18 protein-coding genes are annotated in these 23,680 nt (G+C 53.3%); 5 read left to right on the forward strand and 13 right to left on the reverse strand.

The features are described 5' to 3' along the window. Positions 1–15 precede the first annotated feature (15 nt). On the reverse strand, positions 16–3,714 hold the full coding sequence (metH, locus tag ACMAY6_RS05920; protein WP_435215276.1) for a methionine synthase: 3,699 nt from the start codon (positions 3,712–3,714) through the stop codon (positions 16–18). A gap of 174 nt (positions 3,715–3,888) precedes the next feature. Between metH and nfuA the strand changes: the two genes are divergently transcribed. Continuing rightward, on the forward strand, positions 3,889–4,464 hold the full coding sequence (gene nfuA / locus ACMAY6_RS05925; protein ID WP_435215277.1) for a Fe-S biogenesis protein NfuA: 576 nt from the start codon (positions 3,889–3,891) through the stop codon (positions 4,462–4,464). A 154-nt stretch (positions 4,465–4,618) separates the two neighbouring features. On the opposite strand, the gene ACMAY6_RS05930 is transcribed toward nfuA, so the two are convergent. Further along, positions 4,619–5,695, reverse strand: a complete 1,077-nt coding sequence (locus ACMAY6_RS05930) for a 3-deoxy-7-phosphoheptulonate synthase (RefSeq protein WP_435215278.1) — start codon at positions 5,693–5,695, stop codon at positions 4,619–4,621. A gap of 134 nt (positions 5,696–5,829) precedes the next feature. On the opposite strand from ACMAY6_RS05930, the gene ACMAY6_RS05935 reads away from it, so the two are divergent. The 4 genes from ACMAY6_RS05935 to rarD all read left to right on the forward strand — a co-directional run bounded on the left by ACMAY6_RS05935 (position 5,830) and on the right by rarD (position 13,832). Then, entirely contained in the window at positions 5,830–8,547 is a 2,718-nt protein-coding gene (locus ACMAY6_RS05935; protein WP_435215280.1) for a PD-(D/E)XK nuclease family protein, read from the forward strand. Then, on the forward strand, positions 8,544–11,891 hold the full coding sequence (locus tag ACMAY6_RS05940; RefSeq protein WP_435215282.1) for a UvrD-helicase domain-containing protein: 3,348 nt from the start codon (positions 8,544–8,546) through the stop codon (positions 11,889–11,891). The genes ACMAY6_RS05935 and ACMAY6_RS05940 overlap by 4 nt, the downstream gene beginning before the upstream one ends. Positions 11,892–12,174: 283 nt before the next feature. Continuing rightward, complete coding sequence (locus ACMAY6_RS05945) at positions 12,175–12,912, forward strand: TSUP family transporter (RefSeq protein ID WP_435215284.1); 738 nt, start codon at positions 12,175–12,177, stop codon at positions 12,910–12,912. Further along, positions 12,912–13,832 (forward strand): EamA family transporter RarD, encoded by a 921-nt coding sequence (gene rarD, locus ACMAY6_RS05950; protein WP_435215286.1) that lies wholly within the window; start codon positions 12,912–12,914, stop codon positions 13,830–13,832. Before ACMAY6_RS05945 ends, rarD begins: the two co-directional genes overlap by 1 nt. A gap of 40 nt (positions 13,833–13,872) precedes the next feature. Here the strand turns inward: rarD and ACMAY6_RS05955 are convergent, their stop codons facing one another. The 11 genes from ACMAY6_RS05955 to ACMAY6_RS06005 all read right to left on the reverse strand — a co-directional run bounded on the left by ACMAY6_RS05955 (position 13,873) and on the right by ACMAY6_RS06005 (position 23,665). Continuing rightward, complete coding sequence (locus ACMAY6_RS05955) at positions 13,873–14,538, reverse strand: nucleotidyltransferase family protein (protein WP_435215288.1); 666 nt, start codon at positions 14,536–14,538, stop codon at positions 13,873–13,875. Then, positions 14,535–15,290, reverse strand: coding sequence for a sulfite exporter TauE/SafE family protein (locus tag ACMAY6_RS05960; RefSeq protein ID WP_435215289.1), 756 nt, complete (start codon positions 15,288–15,290; stop codon positions 14,535–14,537). Before ACMAY6_RS05960 ends, ACMAY6_RS05955 begins: the two co-directional genes overlap by 4 nt. Next, the gene (gene ccoS / locus ACMAY6_RS05965; RefSeq protein WP_435215291.1) at positions 15,277–15,456 is read right to left on the reverse strand and encodes a cbb3-type cytochrome oxidase assembly protein CcoS; all 180 of its coding nucleotides are present in this window, start codon (positions 15,454–15,456) and stop codon (positions 15,277–15,279) included. The genes ACMAY6_RS05960 and ccoS overlap by 14 nt, the downstream gene beginning before the upstream one ends. 4 nt (positions 15,457–15,460) lie before the next feature. Beyond that, positions 15,461–17,893, reverse strand: a complete 2,433-nt coding sequence (locus tag ACMAY6_RS05970) for a heavy metal translocating P-type ATPase (RefSeq protein WP_435215292.1) — start codon at positions 17,891–17,893, stop codon at positions 15,461–15,463. Then, positions 17,863–18,306: a FixH family protein gene (locus ACMAY6_RS05975; protein ID WP_435215294.1), complete on the reverse strand. Its 444-nt coding sequence runs from the start codon at positions 18,304–18,306 to the stop codon at positions 17,863–17,865. Before ACMAY6_RS05975 ends, ACMAY6_RS05970 begins: the two co-directional genes overlap by 31 nt. A 15-nt stretch (positions 18,307–18,321) precedes the next feature. Next, on the reverse strand, positions 18,322–19,737 hold the full coding sequence (gene ccoG, locus ACMAY6_RS05980) for a cytochrome c oxidase accessory protein CcoG (RefSeq protein ID WP_435215295.1): 1,416 nt from the start codon (positions 19,735–19,737) through the stop codon (positions 18,322–18,324). Positions 19,738–19,763: 26 nt separating this feature from the next. After that, complete coding sequence (gene ccoP / locus ACMAY6_RS05985; protein WP_435215296.1) at positions 19,764–20,672, reverse strand: cytochrome-c oxidase, cbb3-type subunit III; 909 nt, start codon at positions 20,670–20,672, stop codon at positions 19,764–19,766. Then, positions 20,665–20,844, reverse strand: a complete 180-nt coding sequence (locus ACMAY6_RS05990) for a cbb3-type cytochrome oxidase subunit 3 (RefSeq protein ID WP_435215298.1) — start codon at positions 20,842–20,844, stop codon at positions 20,665–20,667. The genes ccoP and ACMAY6_RS05990 overlap by 8 nt, the downstream gene beginning before the upstream one ends. Position 20,845: 1 nt before the next feature. Further along, complete coding sequence (gene ccoO / locus ACMAY6_RS05995; RefSeq protein WP_435215300.1) at positions 20,846–21,454, reverse strand: cytochrome-c oxidase, cbb3-type subunit II; 609 nt, start codon at positions 21,452–21,454, stop codon at positions 20,846–20,848. Between the two features lie 12 nt (positions 21,455–21,466). Next, positions 21,467–22,912 carry a cytochrome-c oxidase, cbb3-type subunit I gene (ccoN, locus tag ACMAY6_RS06000; RefSeq protein WP_435215302.1) on the reverse strand — a complete coding sequence of 482 codons (1,446 nt, stop codon included), beginning with the start codon at positions 22,910–22,912 and terminating at the stop codon, positions 21,467–21,469. Between the two features lie 150 nt (positions 22,913–23,062). Beyond that, the gene (locus ACMAY6_RS06005) at positions 23,063–23,665 is read right to left on the reverse strand and encodes a Yip1 family protein (protein WP_435215304.1); all 603 of its coding nucleotides are present in this window, start codon (positions 23,663–23,665) and stop codon (positions 23,063–23,065) included. Positions 23,666–23,680 lie beyond the last annotated feature (15 nt).

A 23,680-nucleotide genomic window follows, 5' to 3' on the forward strand; every position in this document is an offset into this window, starting at 1 on the left:
TCAGTAAGGTACACCCTAAGCCTCATCAAGAATTGGGGCCAGCCAGTATTTAAGGTCGTCAATAGATTCGCCCTTACGTTCTGCTAAGTCGGACACTTGGTCATTGCCAATTTTACCCACCGAAAAGTAACGCGATTCTGGGTGGGAGAAATACAGGCCACTGACTGCCGCTGTAGGGTACATCGCATAGCTCTCTGTCAGCGACACGCCACAATTCTTTTCGACATCCAGTAGTTTAAACAGCGTAGCTTTCTCGGTATGGTCTGGGCAGGCGGGGTATCCCGGCGCTGGCCTGATACCGCGGTATCTTTCGCGAATTAACTCTGCATTTTCCAAAGTTTCTTCTGGGTCATAACCCCAGTAGTTGGTTCGAACTTCGCGGTGGAGCTGTTCGGCGAAGGATTCGGCGAGGCGGTCGGCGAGGGCCTTAAGCATGATGGCATTGTAGTCGTCGTGCTCGGCTTCGAAAGCCTTGGCGCGCTCTTCAACACCGTGCCCCGTCGTAACGCAGAAGCCGCCTATCCAATCCGAAGGTCCCTGTTCTGGTGCCACAAAGTCTGCCAAAGACAGGTTGCTTTCACCTTCACGTTTCTGCAGTTGCTGACGCAGGTGATGCAAGTCAGCTAGGGGTTCATTTGCCGCGTTGAACAGTCGAATATCGTCGCTGCCGACCCGCTGAGCTCGCCAAAAGCCAATAACGCCATGGGCTTGTAGCCAGCCCTCGTTGATGATTTGGTGCAGCATGGATTGAGCGTCGGCAAAGAGTTGCCGCGCTTGCTCGCCGACAACATCGTCCTCGAGGATGGCTGGGTATTTGCCGTGTAGATCCCAGGTGATAAAAAATGGTGTCCAATCAATGGTGTCGATCAAAGTTTCTAGCGGATAGTCCTTTAATGTCTTCACGCCTAAAAAGCTTGGCTTCGGTGGCTGATAGGTATCCCAGTTCCCAGCGAAGGCGGCTTCAACCGCTTCGCTGTAGGCAAGGCGATCGCTGCGTTTCTTTCTGCGAGCTACTCGATCGCGCACCACAACATATTCTTCGGCGATATTTTCAGCAAAAGCTTTCTTTGACGAGCCCAAGAGCTTGCTGGCCACGCTGACACTGCGCGATGCGTCGGGTACGTAAACTACCGCATCATTCTGATACGCCGGGCAGATTTTGACCGCGGTATGGGCCTTAGAGGTGGTGGCGCCTCCAATCATAAGGGGGATTTGAAACCCTTCTTGCTGCATTTTTCCCGCAATGTAGGACATTTCTTCAAGGGACGGTGTGATGAGTCCAGACAAGCCAATAATGTCGACCTGCTCTTCACGAGCCACCCTGAGAATGTCTTCGCAGTGCACCATGACGCCCAGATCGACAATTTCATAGTTGTTGCACTGCAGCACAATACCCACAATGTTTTTACCAATGTCGTGAACATCGCCTTTGACAGTGGCCAGCAATATTTTGCCGTTGTTTTTTGCGGCGCCGGACTTCTCTTCCTCAATGAACGGTTGTAGGTAGGCAACTGCCTGCTTCATTACGCGCGCTGATTTGACCACTTGAGGCAGGAACATTTTACCTTCGCCAAAGAGGTCACCAACGGTATTCATGCCGTCCATGAGTGGACCTTCAATGACATCGATAGGGCGCGTTGATTGCTGCCGTGCTTCTTCCGCGTCGTCTTCAATGAATTGGGTAATTCCTTTTAGGAGGGCGTGCTGTAAGCGGCTGGCTACAGGTGCTTCCCGCCAACTTAAATCCTCGACCCGACTGCGACCACCGGTGCCGCGATATTCCTCGGCGAGCTCCAAGAGTCGTTCAGTAGCATCATCTCTGCGGTTTAGGACTAAGTCCTCCACTGCAGCTTTCAGATCGGCTGGTAAGTCGTCATAAACAGCCAGCTGCCCTGCGTTGACAATTCCCATGTCCAAGCCCGCAGCGATCGCGTGGTACAAAAAGACCGAATGGATCGCTTCGCGGACCGGGTTATTACCGCGAAAGGAGAAGGACACATTAGAAACGCCTCCAGAAATTCTTGCCCCGGGCAAATTGCGCTTGATCCAGCGGGTGGTCTCTATGAAATCGACAGCATGGTTGTTGTGGACTTCAATGCCTGTTCCGATGGCAAAGATATTGGGGTCAAACATGATGTCAAAGGGATTGAAGTCGAGCTTCTCTCTCAGCAGGTCATAGCTGCGTTGGCAAATGGCCTTACGACGATCCAGGGTATCGGCTTGACCGTCCTCGTCGAAAGCCATAATGACAACGCTGGCCCCGTAGCGCTGGCACAGGGCGGCTTGCTCTAGAAACTCCGCCTCCCCAGCTTTTAGGCTGATGGAGTTAACAATGGATTTGCCCGGTATGCACTTCAACCCAGCCTCAATAACGCTCCATTTTGAGGAGTCCACCATAATGGGTACCCGAGCGATGTCGGGCTCCGAAGCAATAAGGTTTAGGAAGCGCACCATGGCAGCTTCTGCATCCAGCATGCCTTCGTCCATGTTGATGTCTATGATTTGCGCACCGTCCTCAACCTGCTTGCGTGCCACGTCGAGAGCTTCCTCGTACTCATCATCAAGAATGAGGCGTTTAAATCGTGCCGAACCTGTCACATTGCAGCGCTCGCCAACGTTGACAAAGTTTTTTCCGGTGAAGGCAAAGCTTTCAAGACCACTGAGATAAGTGTCTTCAGGGGGAGCAGGCAAGCTGCGTGGCGCATGTTCAGCGACAGCGGACGCGATTGTGGTGATATGTTTTGGCGTTGTACCGCAGCAACCTCCGGCAAGATTCAAAAAACCCTGCGCGGCAAACGTATCGAAGTCAGCGGCCATATCTTGAGGCGTTTCGTCATACTCACCGAACGCATTGGGGAGGCCTGCGTTTAAGTGAGCGCTGAAATAACAAGCGCTGACTTTCGCGAGCTCCTCCAAAAAAGGCTTCACCTCCCGAAACCTGCGACCGCAGTTGCTGCCTACGATCAAAGGTCGGGCGTGGGCAATTGCGTGCCAAAAAGCCTCGCCGGTTTGCCCCGACAGCAAACGCCCGCTGGTATCGGGAAATGTCGCGGAAACCATAAGGGGCAGTTCAACCCCCAGCTTGTCCATGGCCTCTCGACATCCAAATAAAGCGGCCTTGGCGTTCAAGGTATCGAAGACCGTTTCAATCATGAGGATATCTACACCTCCGTCAATCAGCGCTTCGGTCGCCACGCGGTAGTCATCCTTCAACACATCGAAGGTAATATTGCGTGCTCCGGGATCGTTGACGTCGGGTGAGATAGATGCGGTGCGAGGTGTCGGGCCCAAGACTCCTGCCACAAACCGTGGTTTATCGGGATTACTTTGAGTGACTTCGTCGGCGGCGGCTCGCGCCAGTCGCGCCCCTTCGCGATTGAGGTCCCAAACGATAGATTCCAATTGATAGTCGGCCTGCGCAGTAGCCGTAGCGTTAAACGTGTTGGTTTCAATCAGGTCAGCGCCAGCCTCGAGATAGGTTTTATGAATCGCAGAAATGACGTCTGGGCGAGTCAGGGTGAGCAGGTCATTATTGCCCTTCAGGTCTAGGCTGTGGTTTACAAAGCGCTCACCGCGATAGTCGGCCTCAACCAGAGCCCGCTCTTGAATCATGGTGCCCATAGCACCGTCGATCAGCATGATTCGCTGCTCAAGAGCGGTGATTAGTGCGCTAGCAGAGGGTTTTGTGTAGGTTGGAAACCGAGAGTTTTGCATTTTAGGTTATACAACTGATTAAAAATGGGAGTATTATGATATATCAAAATAAATTGATATATAACCCCGATCGCAATTTGGGGTGAAAAGCCCACCGTATTTTGACCTACCCCATTAGTCGGGTATTATGGCCGGCGTCAATGACGTTCACTGATTTCGCAGACGAGAAACCCCATGATTACGATTACTGAAGCCGCTCGGGAATACCTTGGAGAACTGCTGGATAAGCAGGAGGACGCCCTAGGTGTGCGCGTCTTTATCAATCAGCCCGGAACCCCAAAAGCGGAAACGTGCATTGCGTACTGCCGAGAGGGTGATTTGGAAGAGGGCGATGTCGAGGAAGATTTCGGCCACTTTAAGGCATGGTTTCAGGGGCGCAGCGTGCCTTTTTTGGAAGACGCCATGGTGGACTACAACAAAGACAAATTTGGCGGCCAGCTGACCATCAAGGCACCGAATGCGAAAATGCCTCGCGTTGACGTCGATAGCCCTATAGAGGACCGTATTAATTACGTGCTGTATAACGAAGTTAACCCGTCACTCGCCGCTCACGGCGGTGAAGTGTCTCTGGTCGAAATTACCGAAGACGCTTTTGCCATTCTTAAGTTTGGAGGAGGGTGTCAGGGGTGCAGCGCGGTGAGCATGACCTTGAAAGATGGTGTCGAGAAAACATTACTGGAGCAAGTGCCAGAGCTTGTTGGTGTGAGGGATGTCACTGATCACTCGGACCGCAGCCAGGCTTATTACTGAAAAGCTACGACTTGTCTGGCCCAACATCGGGATTGCCTGTAGTTAGAGCTTGGACCTTAGAGCCAGCGACAGTGGCCTAGCAAAGGCAGTCGCGCCTCAATCCCTCAAAAGCTTTCTTCCAAACACGCCCCAGGCTGAATGCACAGGAGCTGATCTAAGCCTGCATGCGCTGGGGCAGCACCGCGCGCAGCTGCGCGGCAATGTCCAGCAACAGTGACTCAGTGGTTTCCCAGTCGATACATCCGTCGGTAACGGAGACGCCGTACTCCAGCTCTTCAAGGTTGGATGGAATTTTCTGGTTGCCGGCCCGGAGGTTGCTTTCCAGCATTAGCCCAATAATGGACCGGTTGCCTGCAACGATTTGCTCAGTGACATCTGCAGCGACTAACGGTTGGCGTTCGGGCTGTTTTTCGGTGTTGGCATGGCTGCAGTCCACCATAATATTGGCGGGTAAGCCGGCTTTATCAAGGGCCTCCTCACACAGCGCAATATGCTGGCTGTTGTAGTTAGGGCCAGCCGTTCCACCTCTCAAGACGACGTGTCCGTAGCGGTTGCCCCGGGTCTCAAACACGGAGACTTTGCCTTCGCTGTTGATACCTAAAAAGCGATGGGGGTTGCACACAGACTTCATGGCGTTCACGGCAACTTCGAGACCTCCATCGGTACCGTTTTTAAAACCAACGGCTGAAGAGAGGCCGCTAGCCATTTCTCGATGGGTTTGTGACTCGGTGGTTCTGGCCCCAATTGCTGACCAGCTAATCAGATCCTGTAAATATTGTGGTGTGATGGGGTCTAGAGCTTCGGTAGCCGTCGGCAACCCCAGCTGCTGGATATCTTTTAATAGGGAGCGCCCGATTGTTAAGCCCGCTTCGATATCAAAGGAGTCATCGAGATGGGGGTCATTAATCAGCCCCTTCCAGCCAACAGTTGTTCGAGGTTTTTCAAAGTAAACTCGCATGACTAGCAAAAGGGCGTCGTCCACTTGCTCAGCAAGATGCTTGAGTTTCTGGGCGTACTCCATGGCAGCATTGACGTCGTGAATGGAGCAGGGTCCAACGACCACCATCAGTCGATGGTCCGTTCTATCGAGGATGTTTTCGATAGCCTCCCGAGTTTCAGCGACGCGGTCCTGCAATGCTTCGCTGACGCCTACTGTGTCGCGTAAGGCGGCAGGTGATACCAGAATTTTCTGAGCAGCGACGTTAACATTGTGAACATGGGGTTTGGACATGCTAGTTTGCCTGCAATATTCAAAGAAACTTGGGATACGGCAATGTGGGTAGTCACAGGCCGACGCGCACCGGATTCTAACTGTCTGAACCCGAAGCGTCATGTGGTGATTTGTAAAAAACTTGGAGTGTGGTTTTGAGAGCGGCGGTTGACTTATCACCCTTTCGAGAATTCTTGACGCAGGGTGCCGTGTTTTTGACCCCCGGATTGCGTCTGTCTCGTGTCATGACACAGGCGGTGGTTGAAGAGCAAATGAGGGGCGGGCAAGCGGTTACGCAGCCGCCAACAATTCGGCCGGTAGATGGTTGGCTCGAATCTGTCTGGCGCCAGCAGGTTGAGGCCGGCAATTTGCCGCCTCGTCGTCTCCTTGGTCGGGTGGCAGAGCGAAGGCTCTGGATGCAGATTATTCGGGCCGATATGGAGCGTCAGGCGGACTTTAGTCTCATAAAGCCAACTGCCGCTGCGGAGCAGGCGCTTCGGGCCCGCCAGCTGTGGCTAATGTGGGGGGGTAACCCAGAGAACAAGACACAGCGCCAATACTTTGGCTTTGACCCCGATTGCGCCACTTTCGACCGATGGTGCTCAGAGTTCACTGCCCAGTTGGCGCGCAAGGGTTGGGCGACGCGCGCCGATATTTATCGCAGTTTGCTGACTGTGCCTGTCTCGTCAAAAGAAATTGTTGTGCTATGCCACGTGCTGCAGCTACCACCATTGACCCATCAAGTCTTGAGTCACTTGGCTTCTTTGAAAATTCCTGAAGCGTTGGGAGAGCAGAGTCTTTTGCCGCTTGCGACACAGCAATTTCCCAGTCGGCGAACAGAGGCAATGGCCATCGCCGCATGGGCTGCTCGAAGACATCGAGAAAACCTGGGAAGCACTGCGATTGTATTACTCGATTTTGAGCGCGACCGTCCGGACCTCGAATACCAGCTACGCAGAGAATTTGATTGTTTGGGGGCGCGCTACGCGGCATTACCTGTCAACTTCAGCTCTGGGATGCCGTTGTCCAAGACGCCAATGTTTCGTGACGCTTTGCTGGCGCTGCGCTTGGCGGTCGCTAATGAGAAGGTCAGCTTGGCGCGAAGTGAGGTGTTGGCATTATTGCGATCACCGTTTCTTCATGGGGGTGAAGACCTCGATGGCGTTGGGTTACTGCAGTTGCGTAAGGCGTGCACTGAGTTGTCTAGCGAAGTTATTGATAAGCGCGATTTGCACCATTTGGCTGAAATTTATGCCCCTGAGTCCCACTTAACCCGCGCTTTACAGCTGTTGCGTACCGATCGCGCTACGCAAGGAAAACGCTTGCCCTCACTGTGGTTAGATACGATTCGAGAGGTTCTAAAGCTTTGGCAGTGGCCCGGTCGCGCCGCCCTTGATTCCCTCGAGTATCAGCAGTTTGAGCGCTTGGAGATCGCGTTGGATGAGCTGGTGGTGCAGGACTGTATTACTGGGGAGCTCACTTTTCAGCAGCTCACGCTCCTTTGGGAGCAGTGCTTGGATGATCGTGTTTTTCAGCCAAAGACTGACGATACTGCAGTACAGGTTTTTGGCCCTCAGGAAGTGGTGGGTTTACAGATTGACGCTCTTTGGATTTGCGGCCTTCAGTCGGGTTCATTACCTCCAAGGGCTCAGCTGCTGCCTTTCTTACCCAATCGCCTGCAACATGAGTTAGGTCTGCTTAGCGCTGACAGCGCGGCACTTGAGAAGTCTGCGATTGCACTGCTCAGCAGCTTAAGGACCACCCATGGTGATGTCAGTGCTAGTTACGCCAGTGTGCAGGAGGGTCTCGAGGTTTTGCCCAGCCAGCTCGCCTGTGCAATACCGCCACACGACCCCGTTAAGGAACAACAGGCGCCCGACCACTGGCCCATGCCGTCGCCGCTAGAATCATTGGATGAGGGCAATGTAGCCGTCGCAGGCGCCGTTATTCAATGGGGTGGCGGTGCCAGCGTAATCAGTAACCAGTCTAACTGTCCGTTTCGTGCGTGGGTTAGTCATCGCCTGGGTCCTGCAAATGTGGCCACGCCGGTATTTGGATTAACGGCAGCAGAGCGTGGCAACGTTGTTCACGACGCGCTGCATTTCACTTGGGAGGTTTTAAAGGACAGTGACAGCCTGCGAGCTATGACCCCCGCTCAGGTTGACGCCCTTATTCAGGACTCAACAGAGAGAGCTGTTCAGAGTTTAGAGCGCCGTGCACAAGGGCGGCATTGCAATATCAGAAAGCGGGTTGGCAGTGCTTGTCTTGATTTGGAGGTTCAGCGTGTCGCTGCTTTGCTAAAGAGCTGGTTGGAGTTCGAGGTACAGCGAGAAGGTAACTTTTACGTCCTTGAGCAAGAGGACAGTCATGAACTGCCTTTGGGCTCTCTGGTACTCAAGCTTAGGCCTGATCGTATCGATCGGTTAGATGACAACCGTCAAGTGGTTATCGACTATAAAACAGGCAGTGTTCGCCGCTCGAGTTGGCTGGGGGAGCGTCCCGGCGACCCTCAATTACCCCTTTACGCGCTGCTCAATGAGAGTGTCGAAGGGGTCGCTTTCGGTCGAGTCCATCAAGACGGCGCAGAGTACGTGTTCTTGGGCGAGGCACTGGGGCTAGGCGTTAAAGAAGTCCCCTTGCCAGATCAAGTAAAGCAGTATGAGACAGTGCCCATAGAAAGCTGGGAGGCACTGCGAACTTCTTGGCGACATCGACTAGAACGATTGGCTGATGACTTTGTCAAAGGCCACGCCGCCATTGATCCACAACCTCAAGCCTGCCGCTATTGTGCCCTGGGTAGCGTCTGTCGATACACTCAAACTGCAGACTTAACCGACGAGGCCCTGCAAGGCGGGTTGGGAGATGCCTTGTGAGCGGTAGCGATACGCAGATTCGAGCGACGGCTCTCGATCCCAGTCGCAGCTTTTGTGTCACTGCCCCCGCGGGTTCAGGTAAGACCGAGTTACTTACCCAGAGAATTCTGGCGCTGCTCCCCACGGTTGACCGCCCAGAGCAGGTATTGGCGATGACCTTCACTCGCAAGGCAGCAGCCGAAATGCGGGAGCGATTGCTGATGAAGCTTGACGAAGCCCGGGCGGGTGTTGAAGTTACCGCGAGTCACGAGCGACAAACTCGGGATTTGGCCCTAGCAGTGTTGGCCCATGCCGATAAACACAGCTGGTCCCTAGATCCTGAGGAATTTAACCTTCGCACCATCGATAGCCTTTGCGCCGATCTCACACGCCAAATGCCGATATTGAGCGGGCTTGGCGGCGCCGTCGAGATCACAGAGCACGATAAACCCCTGTTCGAGCAGGCCGTGATCGAGCTGTTTGCTGCGGTAGGTAGCAACACACTGGAGGGCGAAGACCTTAGCTCACTGTTGCTGCATTTCAATAACGACTGGGAATCGGTGCGCGGACTTTTGGTTGCGCTACTGGCTAGGCGGGGCGATTGGGGTGAGAAATTGGGACAGCACGCCGACCCCACAGAAGCGGCTTTAAGGTTGCAAGGAACCGTTGAATCCTTAGTTCAATCAATTGTTGCTCGTCTTTGCGATGAGTTTGGATCTTGTCTCGAAGAACTGCAGGCCTTGGCTCAGGCATCTGCTGATGAGTTGGGTAAGCCAGACGTGTATTTGGGCGCTGAGCATAGTGCTTTCGAAAGCTGGAAGGCGGCTGCTCATATTCTTCTGACGAGCACCGACGCGTGGCGTAAACCCAACGGGGTGAATGTCAAATTGGGGTTTCCCGCAAAATCTGAGACTAAAGCACGATTGCAAGATTTGTTGGCGGCGCTAAGTGAGGGTCCCATACCCCCTGTTTTACTGGAGCTGCGGAGGTTGCCGGTTATATCCGACGATGACGCCAGTTGGCGATTGGTTTTACGGCTCTCTCGCTTGCTACCGGTGTTGCAGGCCCAGCTTTTGTTGGTGTTTCAGCGTGAAGGCCGTGTAGATTTCACCCATGTGGCCTTGGCAGCCTCACTGGCTTTAGGTTCTGATGATGAACCCACAGATCTAGCTTTGCGTCTTGATTATCAGATAGCACATATTTTGGTCGACGAATTTCAGGACACTTCGAACCAGCAATTTACGCTTTTGAAGAAGCTTGTGCGTGGATGGCACGAGCACAATGCGACGGGCGCGCCGCCTCGAACCGTTTTTATCGTCGGAGACGGCATGCAGTCGATCTACGGCTTTCGCTATGCGGATGTCAGCCTGTTTCTTGACGCAAAGGATTCAGGTATCGGAGGTTTGCCTCTTGAGTCTTTGGAGCTCACTAGGAACTTTCGCTCCCAAGCTGGTGTTGTTGACTGGGTGAATCGGGTGTTTGCGCAAGTTTTTCCTGCGGTGAGCAACTCTGAGCGCAGCGAAGTGAGTTATACCCAAGCAGTTCCGGTAAACGCAGCCCTCTCAGGGAATGCGGTAGAAGCACATTTGTTTCCCGATGATGTCGATTCGATGGAGGCTAATTGGATTGCTGAGAAAGTTGCTCAGATATATCAAGGTGAGCCCGATGCAACGGTTGCGGTCTTGCTGCGAGCGCGTAGTCATGCGGCACCTATTATTGCCGCGCTGCAACAGCAGAAGGTGCCCTTCTTGGGGCGTGATCTCGAAAAAATTGAGCACTCAGCGGCGGTTATGGACCTCCTGTCCTTATGCCGCTGGTTGGCTAATCCCGCCGATGAGGTTGCCGCTCTGGCTCTGCTGCGGGCGCCGTTTTGTGGTTTGCTGCTGTCTGAGATTTACCAATTGATTGAGGATCAGCCGCGACCGTTTAGTTTGCGAGCAATACTCCGCCGGGCGCCAGGCCTGCTAGACACTTTGGCCGTGAAGCGAGCCGGTTCGCTACAAGCCGCTTTGGACTGGGCTGAAACACGACGCGATCGGCTGTCGCTGCGAGTTTGGGTAGAACAAATTTGGTTGAAGCTTCAGGCGCCCTCAACTTTGTCGATTCAGGGCCGGGACGATGCCACACGTTTTTTCGATCTGCTCGCACGGGCAGACGTTGAGGGCATTGGTCTCGATCCTGACTGGTTGGAGGGCGCCTTGGAGCAACTTTACGCCAGCCATGACCACGGGCAATCTGGTGTGGAACTCATGACCTTGCATAAAGCTAAAGGGCTGCAATTTGACTATGTATTCATGCCGGCGCTGCACAAAGGAACTCGGCCTAATCAGCGGGACCTTTTGCGCTGGCATTTTCACACCCAAGCCGAGCAGCGCGAGCTGCTTATTGCAGCTGACGATCGGCAGAAAACGGCCCCTACGCTTTACAACTATCTAAATTGGCTGCAAAAACGGCGGGAGGCTGCAGAGCTGCGTCGACTGCTCTATGTCGGTGTTACCAGGGCGCGTTGTCGCGTGTGGTTGAGTGGCTTGGGCAAAGTCGAGAGTTCCGACGACGCACACCTAGGTTGGCCTGGCAGCAACTCGCCATTGGGTATTCTGCGTGAGGCACTGATCGATGAAGTGATCGAGCATGCAGCAGGGAGTGATACAGCGCCTTCAGAGGTAAACGTTAGCGCTCCGTTCCTCGATTCCGCAGCGTGTAATTTATGGCGGTTACCCTCAAGCCGGTTTCTGGGGCAGAACTCAGACGAGGGCGCCAATACGACGGTGTCCGAGCAGCAAGCTTTTCACCGTGAAGAATCGGCTTCTGTGCAATCCAATGGCCATTTTGTCGAGAGAACGGTGGGCGTCGTTGTACACAGGGCACTGGAGCTGTTGAGTCAGCGAGAGGCGCTACCCATTGGGGTGGACGCAGCGGTTCGTCGCGGACTGCAATTCGGGCTCATCGATAACGGGCTCGACGGTGAGGCATTGGCCGCTGCACTGATAAATGCTGAAGCAATGATCGCAGCCACACTCAACGACGAGCGGGGTCGTTGGATTCTTGGGCAGCATGAGGCGGCTCACAGCGAGTTGATTCTTATGTCCCGAGAAGGTGACAACCCGGCAGTGCAAAATATTATTGATCGAACGTTTATTGATGAAGCAACGGGCTATCGCTGGTTGATTGACTACAAAACGAGCCGACCTCATGGGGCAGAAACCCAGCAGGAATTTTTAGCACGAGAAGCTGACCACTACTTGGGGCAGCTGAAGCGTTACCGTGCTCTGATCGAAGCCTTTGATGCGACTGCAACTGTGATAAAAACAGCACTCTACTTTCCCGCTGACAGCCTGTGGCTGTGCCTTGAGGATGGCCTTTGATGCTAGCCCAGAATGTCAGTGACCGCTGGGCGATGAAGAGCAATGGGTACCCAGTTAAAGGAGCTATCCGAGTAACAGATTCTCCGTAAACCCCATCGCCTAGTAATAAGGGAGAAATACTCCGGCTATAGCGGATAGTGCGCACCACACTGAAGGTACGCTATGGACAATACTGCATGATCGAAAAGCAGTTACACTGGCCGCCGATTTGCTCGTGGCCAAGTCGCTGTGAGGCTAGAGCGCGCTTACTCGGTGCGGCGATTAACGAAATGGCAACAAAGCAATGGCAAATGTCGCAGACTTAATGATCTTGGCCCTCGCGGGGTTTACGACGTCACTAATGACGGCTGTGGTGGGTTTGGGTGGTGGCGTTGTGCTGATGCTGTTGATGCCCGGTTTGATGCCTCTAGCCGTTATCATCCCAATACATGCGGTGGTGCAATTTATTAGCAATTTTGCTCGGGTTGGTTTTGCTTTTCGTCACGCGGATTTAACGCTTTTGCTGCCCTTAACTTTGGGCAGCCTGTTGGGGGCGGCGATTGGCAGTCCTGCGGTCGATCTTGTCAGCTTCGCAGTACTACCCGGGGTGGCGGGGGTGATGATATTGCTGGTTGTTTGGTTGCCCCTTGACCGATTTCTCCCTCAGGGCGGTGCAGCGTTGTTTGCCTTAGGGCTGTATCAGACCGGCTTGGGTATGGTTGCGGGTGCAACTGGGCCGTTGGGGGCGGTGGTTCTCAATCGAATCAATACGGAGCGTGAGTGGTTGGTCGTTAACACCGGTGTTTACATGACCATCAACCATGGCATCAGAGCTGTCGCTTTCGGGTTATTGGGGTTCGCCTTTAATGCCTGGTGGTTAACGATCACGGTTATGAGCCTGGCAGTCATTATCGGTAGCTGGTTGGGGACGCGTCTGCGACAGTCTGTGCCGCAAACAAATTTTGAAGCCGTCTTTAAATGGATCGTAACTGTACTCGCGTTGCGTATGGTGATTTTGACGGTGCTGGAGATAAAAGCGTGATGAAATCAGCCTCCCAAAATCGCTTGGGTATTTTACTGGCCTTAATTGCCAATTCAGTCTGGGGGTGTGCTGCTCTTTACTGGATACAGACAAAGCCGGTCCCGCCACTCGACGTTTTGGCGCACCGAGGTGTTTGGACACTGCCCGCGGTGTTGCTCGTTTTGCTGGCGTTTGGACGATTTAGGTCTACGCTTTTATTGCTGCGAGATTGGCACACGTTAAAATTCACCGCGTTGGCGGCATTTCTGATCTCGATTAATTGGGGGGTTTTTCTTTTTGCCGTGACTAATGGTCGTGCCACTGAGGCCAGTTTGGGTTACTTCATGCTCCCCATACTGACTGCGATGGCAGGAGTTTTAGTCTTCAAAGAGCGTCCAACTCGGCCACAGCAGGTAGCGATGGCCCTCGCCGTTTTAGCGGTGATGGTGCAGTTAGTTGCTGTAGGAACGCTGCCAATCGTCTCGTTAACACTCTCTATCTCATTTGCGACCTACAGCGTTATTCGTAAGTATATTCAAGCGGACGCGATTCAGGGGCTATTTATGGAGTCGTTGTTCTTGATGCCGGTTGGTGCCATTTGGCTTGTTTTGCATCAGGGCGGTGGGCTTTTTGAATACGGTTTGCGAACTGACTTGTTTTTGCTGGGTGCCGGCGCGTTAACAGCCGTGCCTCTTTTGACGCATGTCGCCTCAGCTCGAATTCTGTCGATGTCAACGGTCGGTCTTTTTTCTTATCTTGGGCCTTCCTTGCAACTGATCGTGGCTCAAACGATATTGGGTGAGTCGATTACTCCTGTGACACTCGCGTCTTTCCTAATCGTATGGTGTGGCCTTGCGTTCATTCTTTTTGATAATTTTCGCGCGCTTCACCGCACGAGAAAAAATCGAAGCTTAAGTGCGTCGAGTCTCAACAGCGATTAACCCTCAAAATTTTCGGCGTTGTGGTGCCTCGCACGAGACGTTAGCTAACCGCTTTGGGCCATTGTAATTTGCGCTTGGTCTCGGCCTCGAATCGGCGACGATCTTCCTCACTGTCAATATCACGGATGTAGTGATCATTTGTGGTTTGCCAGCGTTGGGTGTTTAAGGGGTTAGCCGTGCGCCAGGCGCCAGAGCCAAAGGTAGGGTCCCCGGATAAAATTTGTTTGATGACCTGACAGTCAAAAATCACGGGGTGGCCGGGTATGCCGGCTACCTCGGGTCCAATAAAGTGCATCGAAGGCTCGCGCGTTCTAAAAATGTCATAGACGGCCCGATAATCCTCAGCGTTGAGTAAGGGTAGGTCAGAGGGGCATATCAGTAGATTATTCACTTTGGCTGACAGCTCAGAGACGCCTAAGCGCACTGACGCTGATTGGCTGTGTTGGTCTTCAGGTTGGACTACGATGCTCACCGGTTGATCCTCTAATACCGGTGCAATCAGGTTGCAGTGGTGCCCCAGCACAACCACGATCTCGATTTCCCCTAGTGCTTTGATCGCTTGAATTTGCCGATGAATCAGTGCTGTTCCGTCGAGCTCTAGAAGACATTTGGGTCGGCGGCCCAGCCGACTACCCGCGCCTGCTGCCAATATGACGGCTCCGGTGTCCCCTGATTGTTTTGTCCCGGCGTCAACAGTGCCCGTCATGTTGAGGTGTCTTCTTGGGAGGAGTGGTGGTGATGGTCAGATTGGCTTGATGGGGTCAGCTCTTCATGAGGCGTATGGTGCATTGGCGTTGTGCCATGGCCCGAGAAGGGTGTGGTGAGCCACAAACTATAGGACCCCATAATGATGAGGGTCATCCCCATCAGATGCCGGAAGGTTGAATGGCGCAAGACGGCATTTGCATGTTGGCCCGCTAACGTTGTACCTAGCATGGCGGGTAAGGTTCCCACCCCAAATAAGCCCATGAGAAAGGCCCCATCGAAAGGTCCACTTGCGGTTGCTGCGCTCCAAGCGAGGGCGCTGTAAACCAATCCGCAGGGCATAAATCCCCACAACGCGCCCATCACCATGGCATGCCCCTCGTGTTTTGGCGGCAAAAATGCGGTGATCATTGGCCTTATCCCGCGCCAGACGCCACCGCCCAGTCGCTCCAGTGCTGTGATGCCGTACCAGAGCTTGAGCGTGTGCAAGCCTACAGCGATCAAAAGCAGTGCAGCGATGACCCGTAAGTAAAATGTCCATTGGGTAATAGGTAGAAACAGTGCCACCGATCCGATAAACCCACCGATGGATGCATAGCCGAGTAAACGCCCGAAATGATAGGCAAGGGGAAAGCTCCATCGTCGGCCCTCGGGCGCCTGAAAGGCCAGTGCTAAACCGCCACACATACCCATACAGTGGCCTGCTCCAGCAAGCCCAAGAAGGATGGCGCTGGTCGCTTCAGTGCTGGTCATTGTCGCCCTCTTTTGGCGGGTTCCTCGTCAGGTCGTCGTTCAAGGCTCGCCAAGCATCGTGATCGAGGTCGTCATACTGTCCCCGATTAATCGACCAAATTAGCAAAGCGGCAACAATGATGACAAAGATGAGCGCTATCGGTATGAGTAAGTACAGGCTGTCCAAAATATCAATCCTTCAGCCGACGCAATCGCAAAGCATTGAGGACCACCAACAGTGAGCTGGCGGACATGCCCAAAGCGGCTGCCCAAGGTGGCACATAACCAAAGGCAGCGAGAGGCAGCCCCAGCAAATTATAACCCGCTGCCCAAAGCAAATTTTGTCGAGTGATACGACGAGTCGCATGAGCAGCCTTTCTTATCGTTAATAGTCGGTTAGTGTCTTCCTCGGTGATGACAAAATCAGCTTGGGCTTGCGCTAATGCTGTGGCACCCGCGACGGCAATTGAGACATCGGCTGCACGCAGCAAAGGTGCGTCGTTAAGTCCGTCGCCAATGGCCATAACGGTGGCGCCTGAGCTCTGGCGCTGTTTGATTTCGGTGAGCTTTTCTTCGGGACGTAACGATGCTGTGTAAGCCAGACCTAAACTCGATGCAATTTGGCGTACGCGTGGTTCCGTGTCACCCGACAAAATCTCAAGGGTCAGTGTCTCTCCCTTGAGCTCGTCGATAAGCTGTTGCGTGCCCGGTCGCAACGTTTCTGAAAGGCTAATCCAGGCGAGCCATCGGCCGTCCTCAACTAAGGCTATCCAGTAATGGCTGTCATCGGGTCTATCGGGTAGGCCCGGGGCAATTTCACGGCAAAAAGTAAGACTGCCAAGACGTAATTTTATATTGCGCGCACTATCCCAGCCCTCGACGCCTTGTGCTGCAATAATTTCGACATTTCGAACCGCATAGTTGTGCTCTCTTTGATGAAAGGGTCTGGCGGCGGGGTGACTGCTGAATTGTTGCAACGCTGCGGCGGTGCTGAGAGCTTCATCAATATCGACGCCTTGGGCAGTGCTGATGGTTGAGATCATAAGTTGTGTCTCAGTCAGAGTGCCGGTTTTATCGAAAATGACGTGATTAGCTGCAGCGACGGCCAACAAGCCTGTTTCGCTGCGAACGCGAACGCCGCGTCGCCCCAACCACGCATTGCCCGCTGTCAGTGCTGCCGGTGTTGCAAGGGATAAAGCGCAGGGGCAGGCCACCACTAAAACCGCGATGCTCGCCCAAAACGCTCGCGCGGGTTCTATATTCCACCAAACAACAAATGTGATGGCTGCAGCCGCCAGAACAACACTAATAAAGCGCGCTGCAAACAGATCGATCAATTGCAGATGAGCGGGCTTATCACCTCGGGCCCTGTCAATGTCTTGAGCCAGAGCCGCAAGGCGCGAGTCACTAAAGCCGTGTTCCACCATAAGCTCGAGACTGGATCCTTCATTGATTGTGCCGGCAAAAACAACGTCGTCTTTTTGCACGGTTCTAGGCAGAGATTCACCGGTAAAAACCGCCTCGTCCACAACGGATGCTCCCGTGACAACTCGTGAGTCGAAAGCGATAGCCTCGCCAGTGGCCACCCGAATCATTTCTCCCGGCTGAACTGTATGTCTGGGAAGTCGCTGCCACTGGTGGTCACGTAAAACCGCGACAAACTCGGGGAGTTCATCGGCGACTCGTACCAGCTGAATAAGATCTCTGTCTCGCAGTCTTTTTTCTACGAACCGCGCCAGCAATAGAAAAAAAACAAACATGGTTACGGAGTCGTAGTAGGTCTCACCACCCCCTTGTAGCGTTGACCATAGACTTGCGGCCGTTGCAAGAATCAGTGCTAGCGACACCGAGCTGTCCATAATGAGGGTGCGATGCTTTAAATGCTGCCAGGCACGCTCAAAAAATTCTCTGCCACTGTAGCCAAGAACGAAAAGGGTTAGGGGAGCACTCATGAGGCGCAGCAGTTGTTGCAGATCAGTATCGATACCCTGCAGTGCCCCGGCATGGAGCGCAATTGCAAACATGCCCACTTGCATCATTCCCAGAAAAGCAATGCCAAGACGCCGCAGATCTCGGCGATAGTCCTCTCGCATTTGCTGCAGTCGACTGTCAGCACGCCAAGGCTGAACTCGGTAACCCAATCGCTGTAACACCTCGATAGCGGGGCCAGCGGCGCAGTCGGGCAATAGGTTGACGGTGACTTTTCCCAGTGTCAGCTGAATGTGTACTGACTGAACATCTGCAAGCTCCTGAAGAAATCGCTCAATCACCCAAGCGCAGGCGGCGCAACTCATGCCCGTCACCATGAGGGGTATTTCTTGTTGCTCTGCATCGACTTTGGCGAAGGTTTGCAACCAGAGCTTGTCGTTATACCAGTCAGAGGTTTGTGTCGATTGCTGGTCAGGAGTGGGGGGATAATCGGTGCGCTGACGGTAAAAGGCTGTCATTTCGGCCCCCGCGATCAGGTGGGCGACAGTTTGGCATCCAAGGCAGCATACGGCTCGGTCGGTGTTATCTACGCAAACCGTGAACGTTGTGTCATTGGGCAGTGGCTCTCCACAATGAAAGCATTGTGTTGCGGCAGGCTCTACCTTCAAAAGAGATGATCGCCGTCGAGTCGCCAATCGCTGCTGACACCCTCATCAAGGGTCCAGTGCCATCGCCCTTTTAATGCCTGGGGGAGTAAAACCCGGTAATGTCCTTGGGCAACTCGCTGTACTGGCACGGCAAAGTCGCGGTCGGATTCCATCGCGTGAGATAACAAGAGGCGCAACTGTGGCGCCTCAATCTTACCTTCAATGCGAATATCAAGCCGGCGCTCTTCGGGGCTGAATTTAGCGGTGAGCTCGAGCGACTTCGCGCGATTTTGCCTTTCGAGCTGCTGGTTAATCGCTAAACCTTCTTTGTAATAATCGTCTACGACAAGGTCATCTGCATACTGATTGGCAATGATCACTGTGTACAGAGTGGCAACCACAGCTGTTCCGGGAAGAACAATCAAAAACCAGGGCCAAAATTGTTTATACCAAGGGAGCATAGGCTGTTGTACCCGTTATAGCGCTGGCCGGATGAAACGAGATTCTGCTTCCGCATAGATCGCCTCATGGTGAATGGACACCGCTCTAAATAAAACGGGGGTGCCGGGAAAGGGCAGGTTGCTAGGATCAGCTCGGAGCCGAACACCGAGCTCGAATAGTTCGCCGCCCAAAACGGTTATGGATTCCTCTCCAAGGATTGAGGCCCCGGTAATGCCCACAGCTTCGATACGATAAGTTGCGACTTCATCGCTGCGATTTGTTACCCGTATCTCGAAAACATTATCAATTAACCCTCCCGCAGCGGGGAGATAAAGTTGACCGCGGTCTCGAGATACACTGATATCTACCAAGCTGCGGTTGAAAAGGGATGAAGTAAATAACGCCAACATAACCAATAGCGCTGCAATATAACCCAAGATTTTCGGTGGGATCCCTGTGGTTTTTTGGCCTGCCAGCGCGTTCTCACTGGCATAGCCCACCAGTCCTTTGGGTGATCCCATTTTCTCCATGACAGAGTCGCAGGCATCGATGCAAAGGGCACAGCCAATGCATTCGTACTGTAGCCCGTCTCGTATATCAATGCCGGTGGGGCAGACTTGAACACAGAGCTCGCAATCGATGCAGTCGCCTTGGTGGGATTCTTTGCTGGCGAAGCGTTTGCGGGAGCCCCTTGGTTCGCCACGGTCGGTATCGTAGGTGACGACCAAGGTATTCTTATCGAACATGACCGATTGAAATCTGGCGTAAGGGCACATATCGGTACACACTTTTTCCCTCAAGTACCCCGCATTGAGATAAGTGGCAGCACTAAAAAGCAGGACAAAACTTGCCGCACCCAGGTCAGCTGAGAAGGTGAGGAGATCAGGTAGCAATTGGCGAGCAGGCACAAAGTAGCTAACAAATGTCAGTCCAGTAAAGGCTGCAACTAGCCCCCAACCACAGTGTTTCAGCGTTTTTTTGCGCAATTTTCGCCATGACATCGGTTCTTGATCTAGCTTGATTCTTTGGTTGCGACTCCCCTCAAAGCGTTGCTCGATGTACATAAAGATGGCAGTCCAGACGGTTTGCGGGCAGGTGTATCCGCACCATAAGCGTCCCCAGAGAGCGGTAACGGTAAACAGAGTGAACGCAGCGATAATGAGAATAAAAGCGAGCAGGATCAGGTCCTGAGGCCAAAGGGTTAGGCTAAGGATGTGGAATTTTCTCGCGGGAAGATCAAACAATATGGCTTCTCGGCCGTCCCACATAAGCCAAGGGAGGAGAAAATAGCCAAGCAGCAATGGCCAGCCGGTATACAGGCGGAGTCGCTGGAAACGCCCCTCAATAGCCCTAGTGTAAATTTTTTCGCGACGCGACTTTTTATCGAGCTCGCTGACCTCCGCTGGCACAGCGGAATCAACGGCAATCACGTCATCGTGTTGACTATTCATAACATGGAGTATTCAAGGGTGACGCGTCAGAGATTAGCGGCTGTCGCTGTCACAGTGGATGACCGGCTGAGCCCATAAACCCACGCGGTGAGTATGTGAATCTTATCTTCAGTCAACGTCTCGTTGAAGGCAGGCATTTTCCCATTTCGGCCATTGCGCAGTGTGTGCGCTATTTGGTCAGCGGTGCCGCCATAAAGCCAGATGCCATTGGTGAGGTTGGGGGCGCCCATAAGCTGATTGCCCTTGCCGTCAGTGCCATGACAAGCCGCGCAATAGGCTTGGAAATGCCCAGCGCCTTTTGCGGCTTTGGCTGGATCTGCTTCACGAGCATTTAAGGACAATACATATTGGGTGGCCTCATCGATGCCGGCATCTCCCAAAATAGCCTGCCAAGCTGGCATGGCAGCCTGCCTACCGTGAATCAGTGTGGCTTTAATGGCCTCCGGACTTCCTCCGTAAAGCCAATCGTTATCAGCAAGGTTTGGAAATCCATGTGCACCGTAGGCATCGGAACCATGGCACTGCGCGCAATTGTTGCCAAACAAGCGACGTCCCATTTTTCGGACCTTGGGTTCAAAGGCAATCTCCTCAACGGGCAGCGCCAGATAGCGGTCTCTCATGGCCCGATACTGGTCTTCAGCCTTGGCCACTCTTGCCTCGTACTGACCTGTTGAGGTCCAACCTAACAGACCTTGGTAGCTACCCATGCCGGGATACAGCGCCAGGTAACCCACCGACCAAACGATGGTTGAAACAAACATATACACCCACCACGTAGGGAGCGGGGTGTCTAGCTCCTCTAGGCCGTCGTATTTGTGCCCCGTTGTTTTGATTTCCTCAGCGGGTTTTTTTCGATTGCCAAGGAGGATCCAAAGGGTCGCCACCAGCTGGGCGACTGTCAATAAAATAATCCATCCGCTCCAGAAGTTACTCACGATCTAGCACCTCGCTTCGCGTACGTTCAGCGACCTCTCGATCTGCAAAGGGCAGATTAGCCGCATCTTTAAAGGGTGTTTTTTGTTTGCGGCCGTAAGCCCAAACAACGAGCCCAATAAAACTTACCAACATGAAGGCAGTACTGAGCCCACGCAAATCGTTGATGTCCATCTTAGCGCCGCGCCTTTATTAGCGTACCTAACTGCTGCAAGTAGGCGATGAGGGCATCGATTTCTCGCACGTCTGTAACGGCAGCCTCTGCACTCGCAATGTCTGCGTCGGTGTAGGGAACGCCCAGCTTACGCAGTGTTGAGAGCTTTACAGGGGTTGTTTTGGCGTCGATCGTGTCCTCAAAAAGCCATGGGAATGCCGGCATGTTGGACTCGGGAATCACATCTCTAGGGTTGTACAGGTGTGCCCGGTGCCATTCGTCACTGTAACGCTCGCCCACACGAGCAAGGTCTGGACCTGTGCGTTTGGAACCCCAGAGGAAGGGCCTGTCATAGGCGAATTCGCCTGCGACTGAGTAATGCCCATAGCGTTCCGTCTCGGCACGAAGGGGGCGTATCATTTGCGAATGGCAGGTATGGCATCCTTCGCGAATGTAAATGTCTCGCCCTTCGAGCTCAAGCGCCGAATAGGGTTTCAGTCCCTCTATCGGTGTTGTGCTATTTTTTGAAAAAGCCAATGGCACCAGCTCGACGAGCGTACCAAAGCTGATGGCAACAATAATCAGGGCCACCATGAGGCTCGGGGTTCGTTCTATTTTGTCATGTTTCATAAGCTGTCCCCCTTAGACCGTCGCAACAGCGGGTTCGGTTTGTGTTGCCACGTCGGTAATCTCTTTTCGTGTGGTCATCCACACGTTATAGGCCATGACCAACATGCCACTGAAAAAGATGAGGCCGCCGATCATGCGCACAACATAGCCGGGGTGGCTTGCGACTAGGGATTCCACGAACGTGTAGGTCAGCGTGCCGTCCTCGTTATAAGCCCGCCACATAAGTCCCTGCATAATGCCATTGACCCACATTGATGCGATGTAGAGAACCGTGCCGATGGTAGACATCCAAAAATGCAGGTTAATTAAGGCGACGCTATGCATTTGCTCTTTGCCAAAGAGCTTTGGAATGAGGTGGTATAGCGATCCGATAGAGATCATGGCCACCCATCCCAGTGCACCAGAGTGAACATGGCCAATCGTCCAGTCGGTGTAATGAGATAAGGAATTGACGGTCTTGATCGCCATCATCGGGCCTTCGAAAGTCGACATACCATAGAAGGAGAGACTGACGACCAAGAAGCGCAAGATGGGATCGTCCTTGAGCTTATCCCACGCCCCGGACAACGTCATAATGCCGTTGATCATTCCGCCCCAAGATGGCGCCAACAGAATGAGGCTCATTACCATGCCCAGGCTCTGCGCCCAGTCGGGTAGAGCGGTGTAATGAAGGTGATGAGGCCCTGCCCAAATGTAGATCGATACTAATGCCCAGAAATGGACAATGGATAGCCGGTACGAATAGACAGGGCGTTCTGCTTGTTTGGGTACAAAGTAGTACATCATGCCCAAGAAGCCTGCTGTCAGAAAAAAGCCGACCGCATTATGGCCGTACCACCATTGCACCATGGCATCTACAGCACCCGCATATGCCGAATAGGATTTGGTCATACTCACCGGCAGTGCGGCGCTATTGACGATGTGGAGAATAGCAACCGTTACGATAAACGCGCCAAAAAACCAGTTGGCCACATAGATGTGTTCGACCTGACGTTTGATGATCGTGCCGAAAAATACAACTGCGTAGACGACCCAAACAACCGCCAGCAAAATATCGATGGGCCACTCGAGCTCGGCGTACTCTTTGGATGTCGTCAATCCCATAGGGAGGGTTATTGCAGCCGCTACGATGACCGCCTGCCAGCCCCAAAAGGTAAATGCGGCGAGGTTGTCAGAGAGAAGCCGTGCTTGGCAGGTTCGTTGCACCACGTAGTAAGAGGTCGCAAAAAGTGCAGAGCCGCCAAAGGCAAAAATGACGGCGTTGGTGTGCAGCGGGCGCAGTCTACCGAAGCTCGTCCAGGGCAGGTCAAAGTTTAACGCTGGCCATGCTAGCTGGGCAGCAATCCACACCCCAATGCCCATACCCACAATGCCCCAAACCACCGTCATAATGGCAAATTGACGCACGACCTTGTAGTTGTAGGTAACCGGTAAAGTTTCTAGTCCAGCGGTTGCCATAGTTATTCACCTCAGTCAGCACAGCTCGTGGTGCCCCCGCACCTCATAGCCCTGCATATTTCGCAGCATCTTGAGCCGTTCCCAAGATACGCACTACTTAACTTTTTGCGGAGTTCGTATTTCGAACCCTCGTGATTATTGGCAACCCACTCAGTCAGTAAACGCCGGCATGGCTCCCCAGTCCCACAACAGGGTCGTGGCAACCAGCAAACACACCAGCATCACGAGGGAGACGCCAATAACGGCGCTGGCGAAGAGAAAGCCTCGTGAATCTGGAATCTTCATAACGATGGGAATTCCATTATAAAGCAAATAAGTTGACCAACAGACTGCGAATACTCCGATCAACATATCCAGCCACAGAACGGGGTAAAACCCGACCGCGCCCGCGATGAAGAGTGGTGTGGCACAAACACTCGCGATCAAAATGCCTTTAATAAAGGAAGATTGAGCGCCATAGGTTTCGGACATCCAGTGGATGAAATAACCAATGGCTACGACGCAGGACACCATGCCGCCGTAAAACAGAAAGCTGATAAGCCTGGCGCTTTCATCGGTAAGTCGGATGACATCCCGTCCCACACCGACGGTCCAGCCCACTTGGGTGGTGCCGATATACCAAGCATAGGCGGGCAAGATCGCCCAAATTAGCGGATAAAGCAGCATCAGTGCTTGGCTCGTATCATCGAGCTGCGCCAAGCGGCGCCAAGCGGCACTGGGCTTGGTCATGATGCCCAAGCTGTGATGGAACATGGCTCTATTCCCTTT

Source organism: Luminiphilus sp. nBUS_16 (assembly GCF_051201645.1).
Classification (GTDB): Bacteria; Pseudomonadota; Gammaproteobacteria; order Pseudomonadales; family Halieaceae; genus Luminiphilus.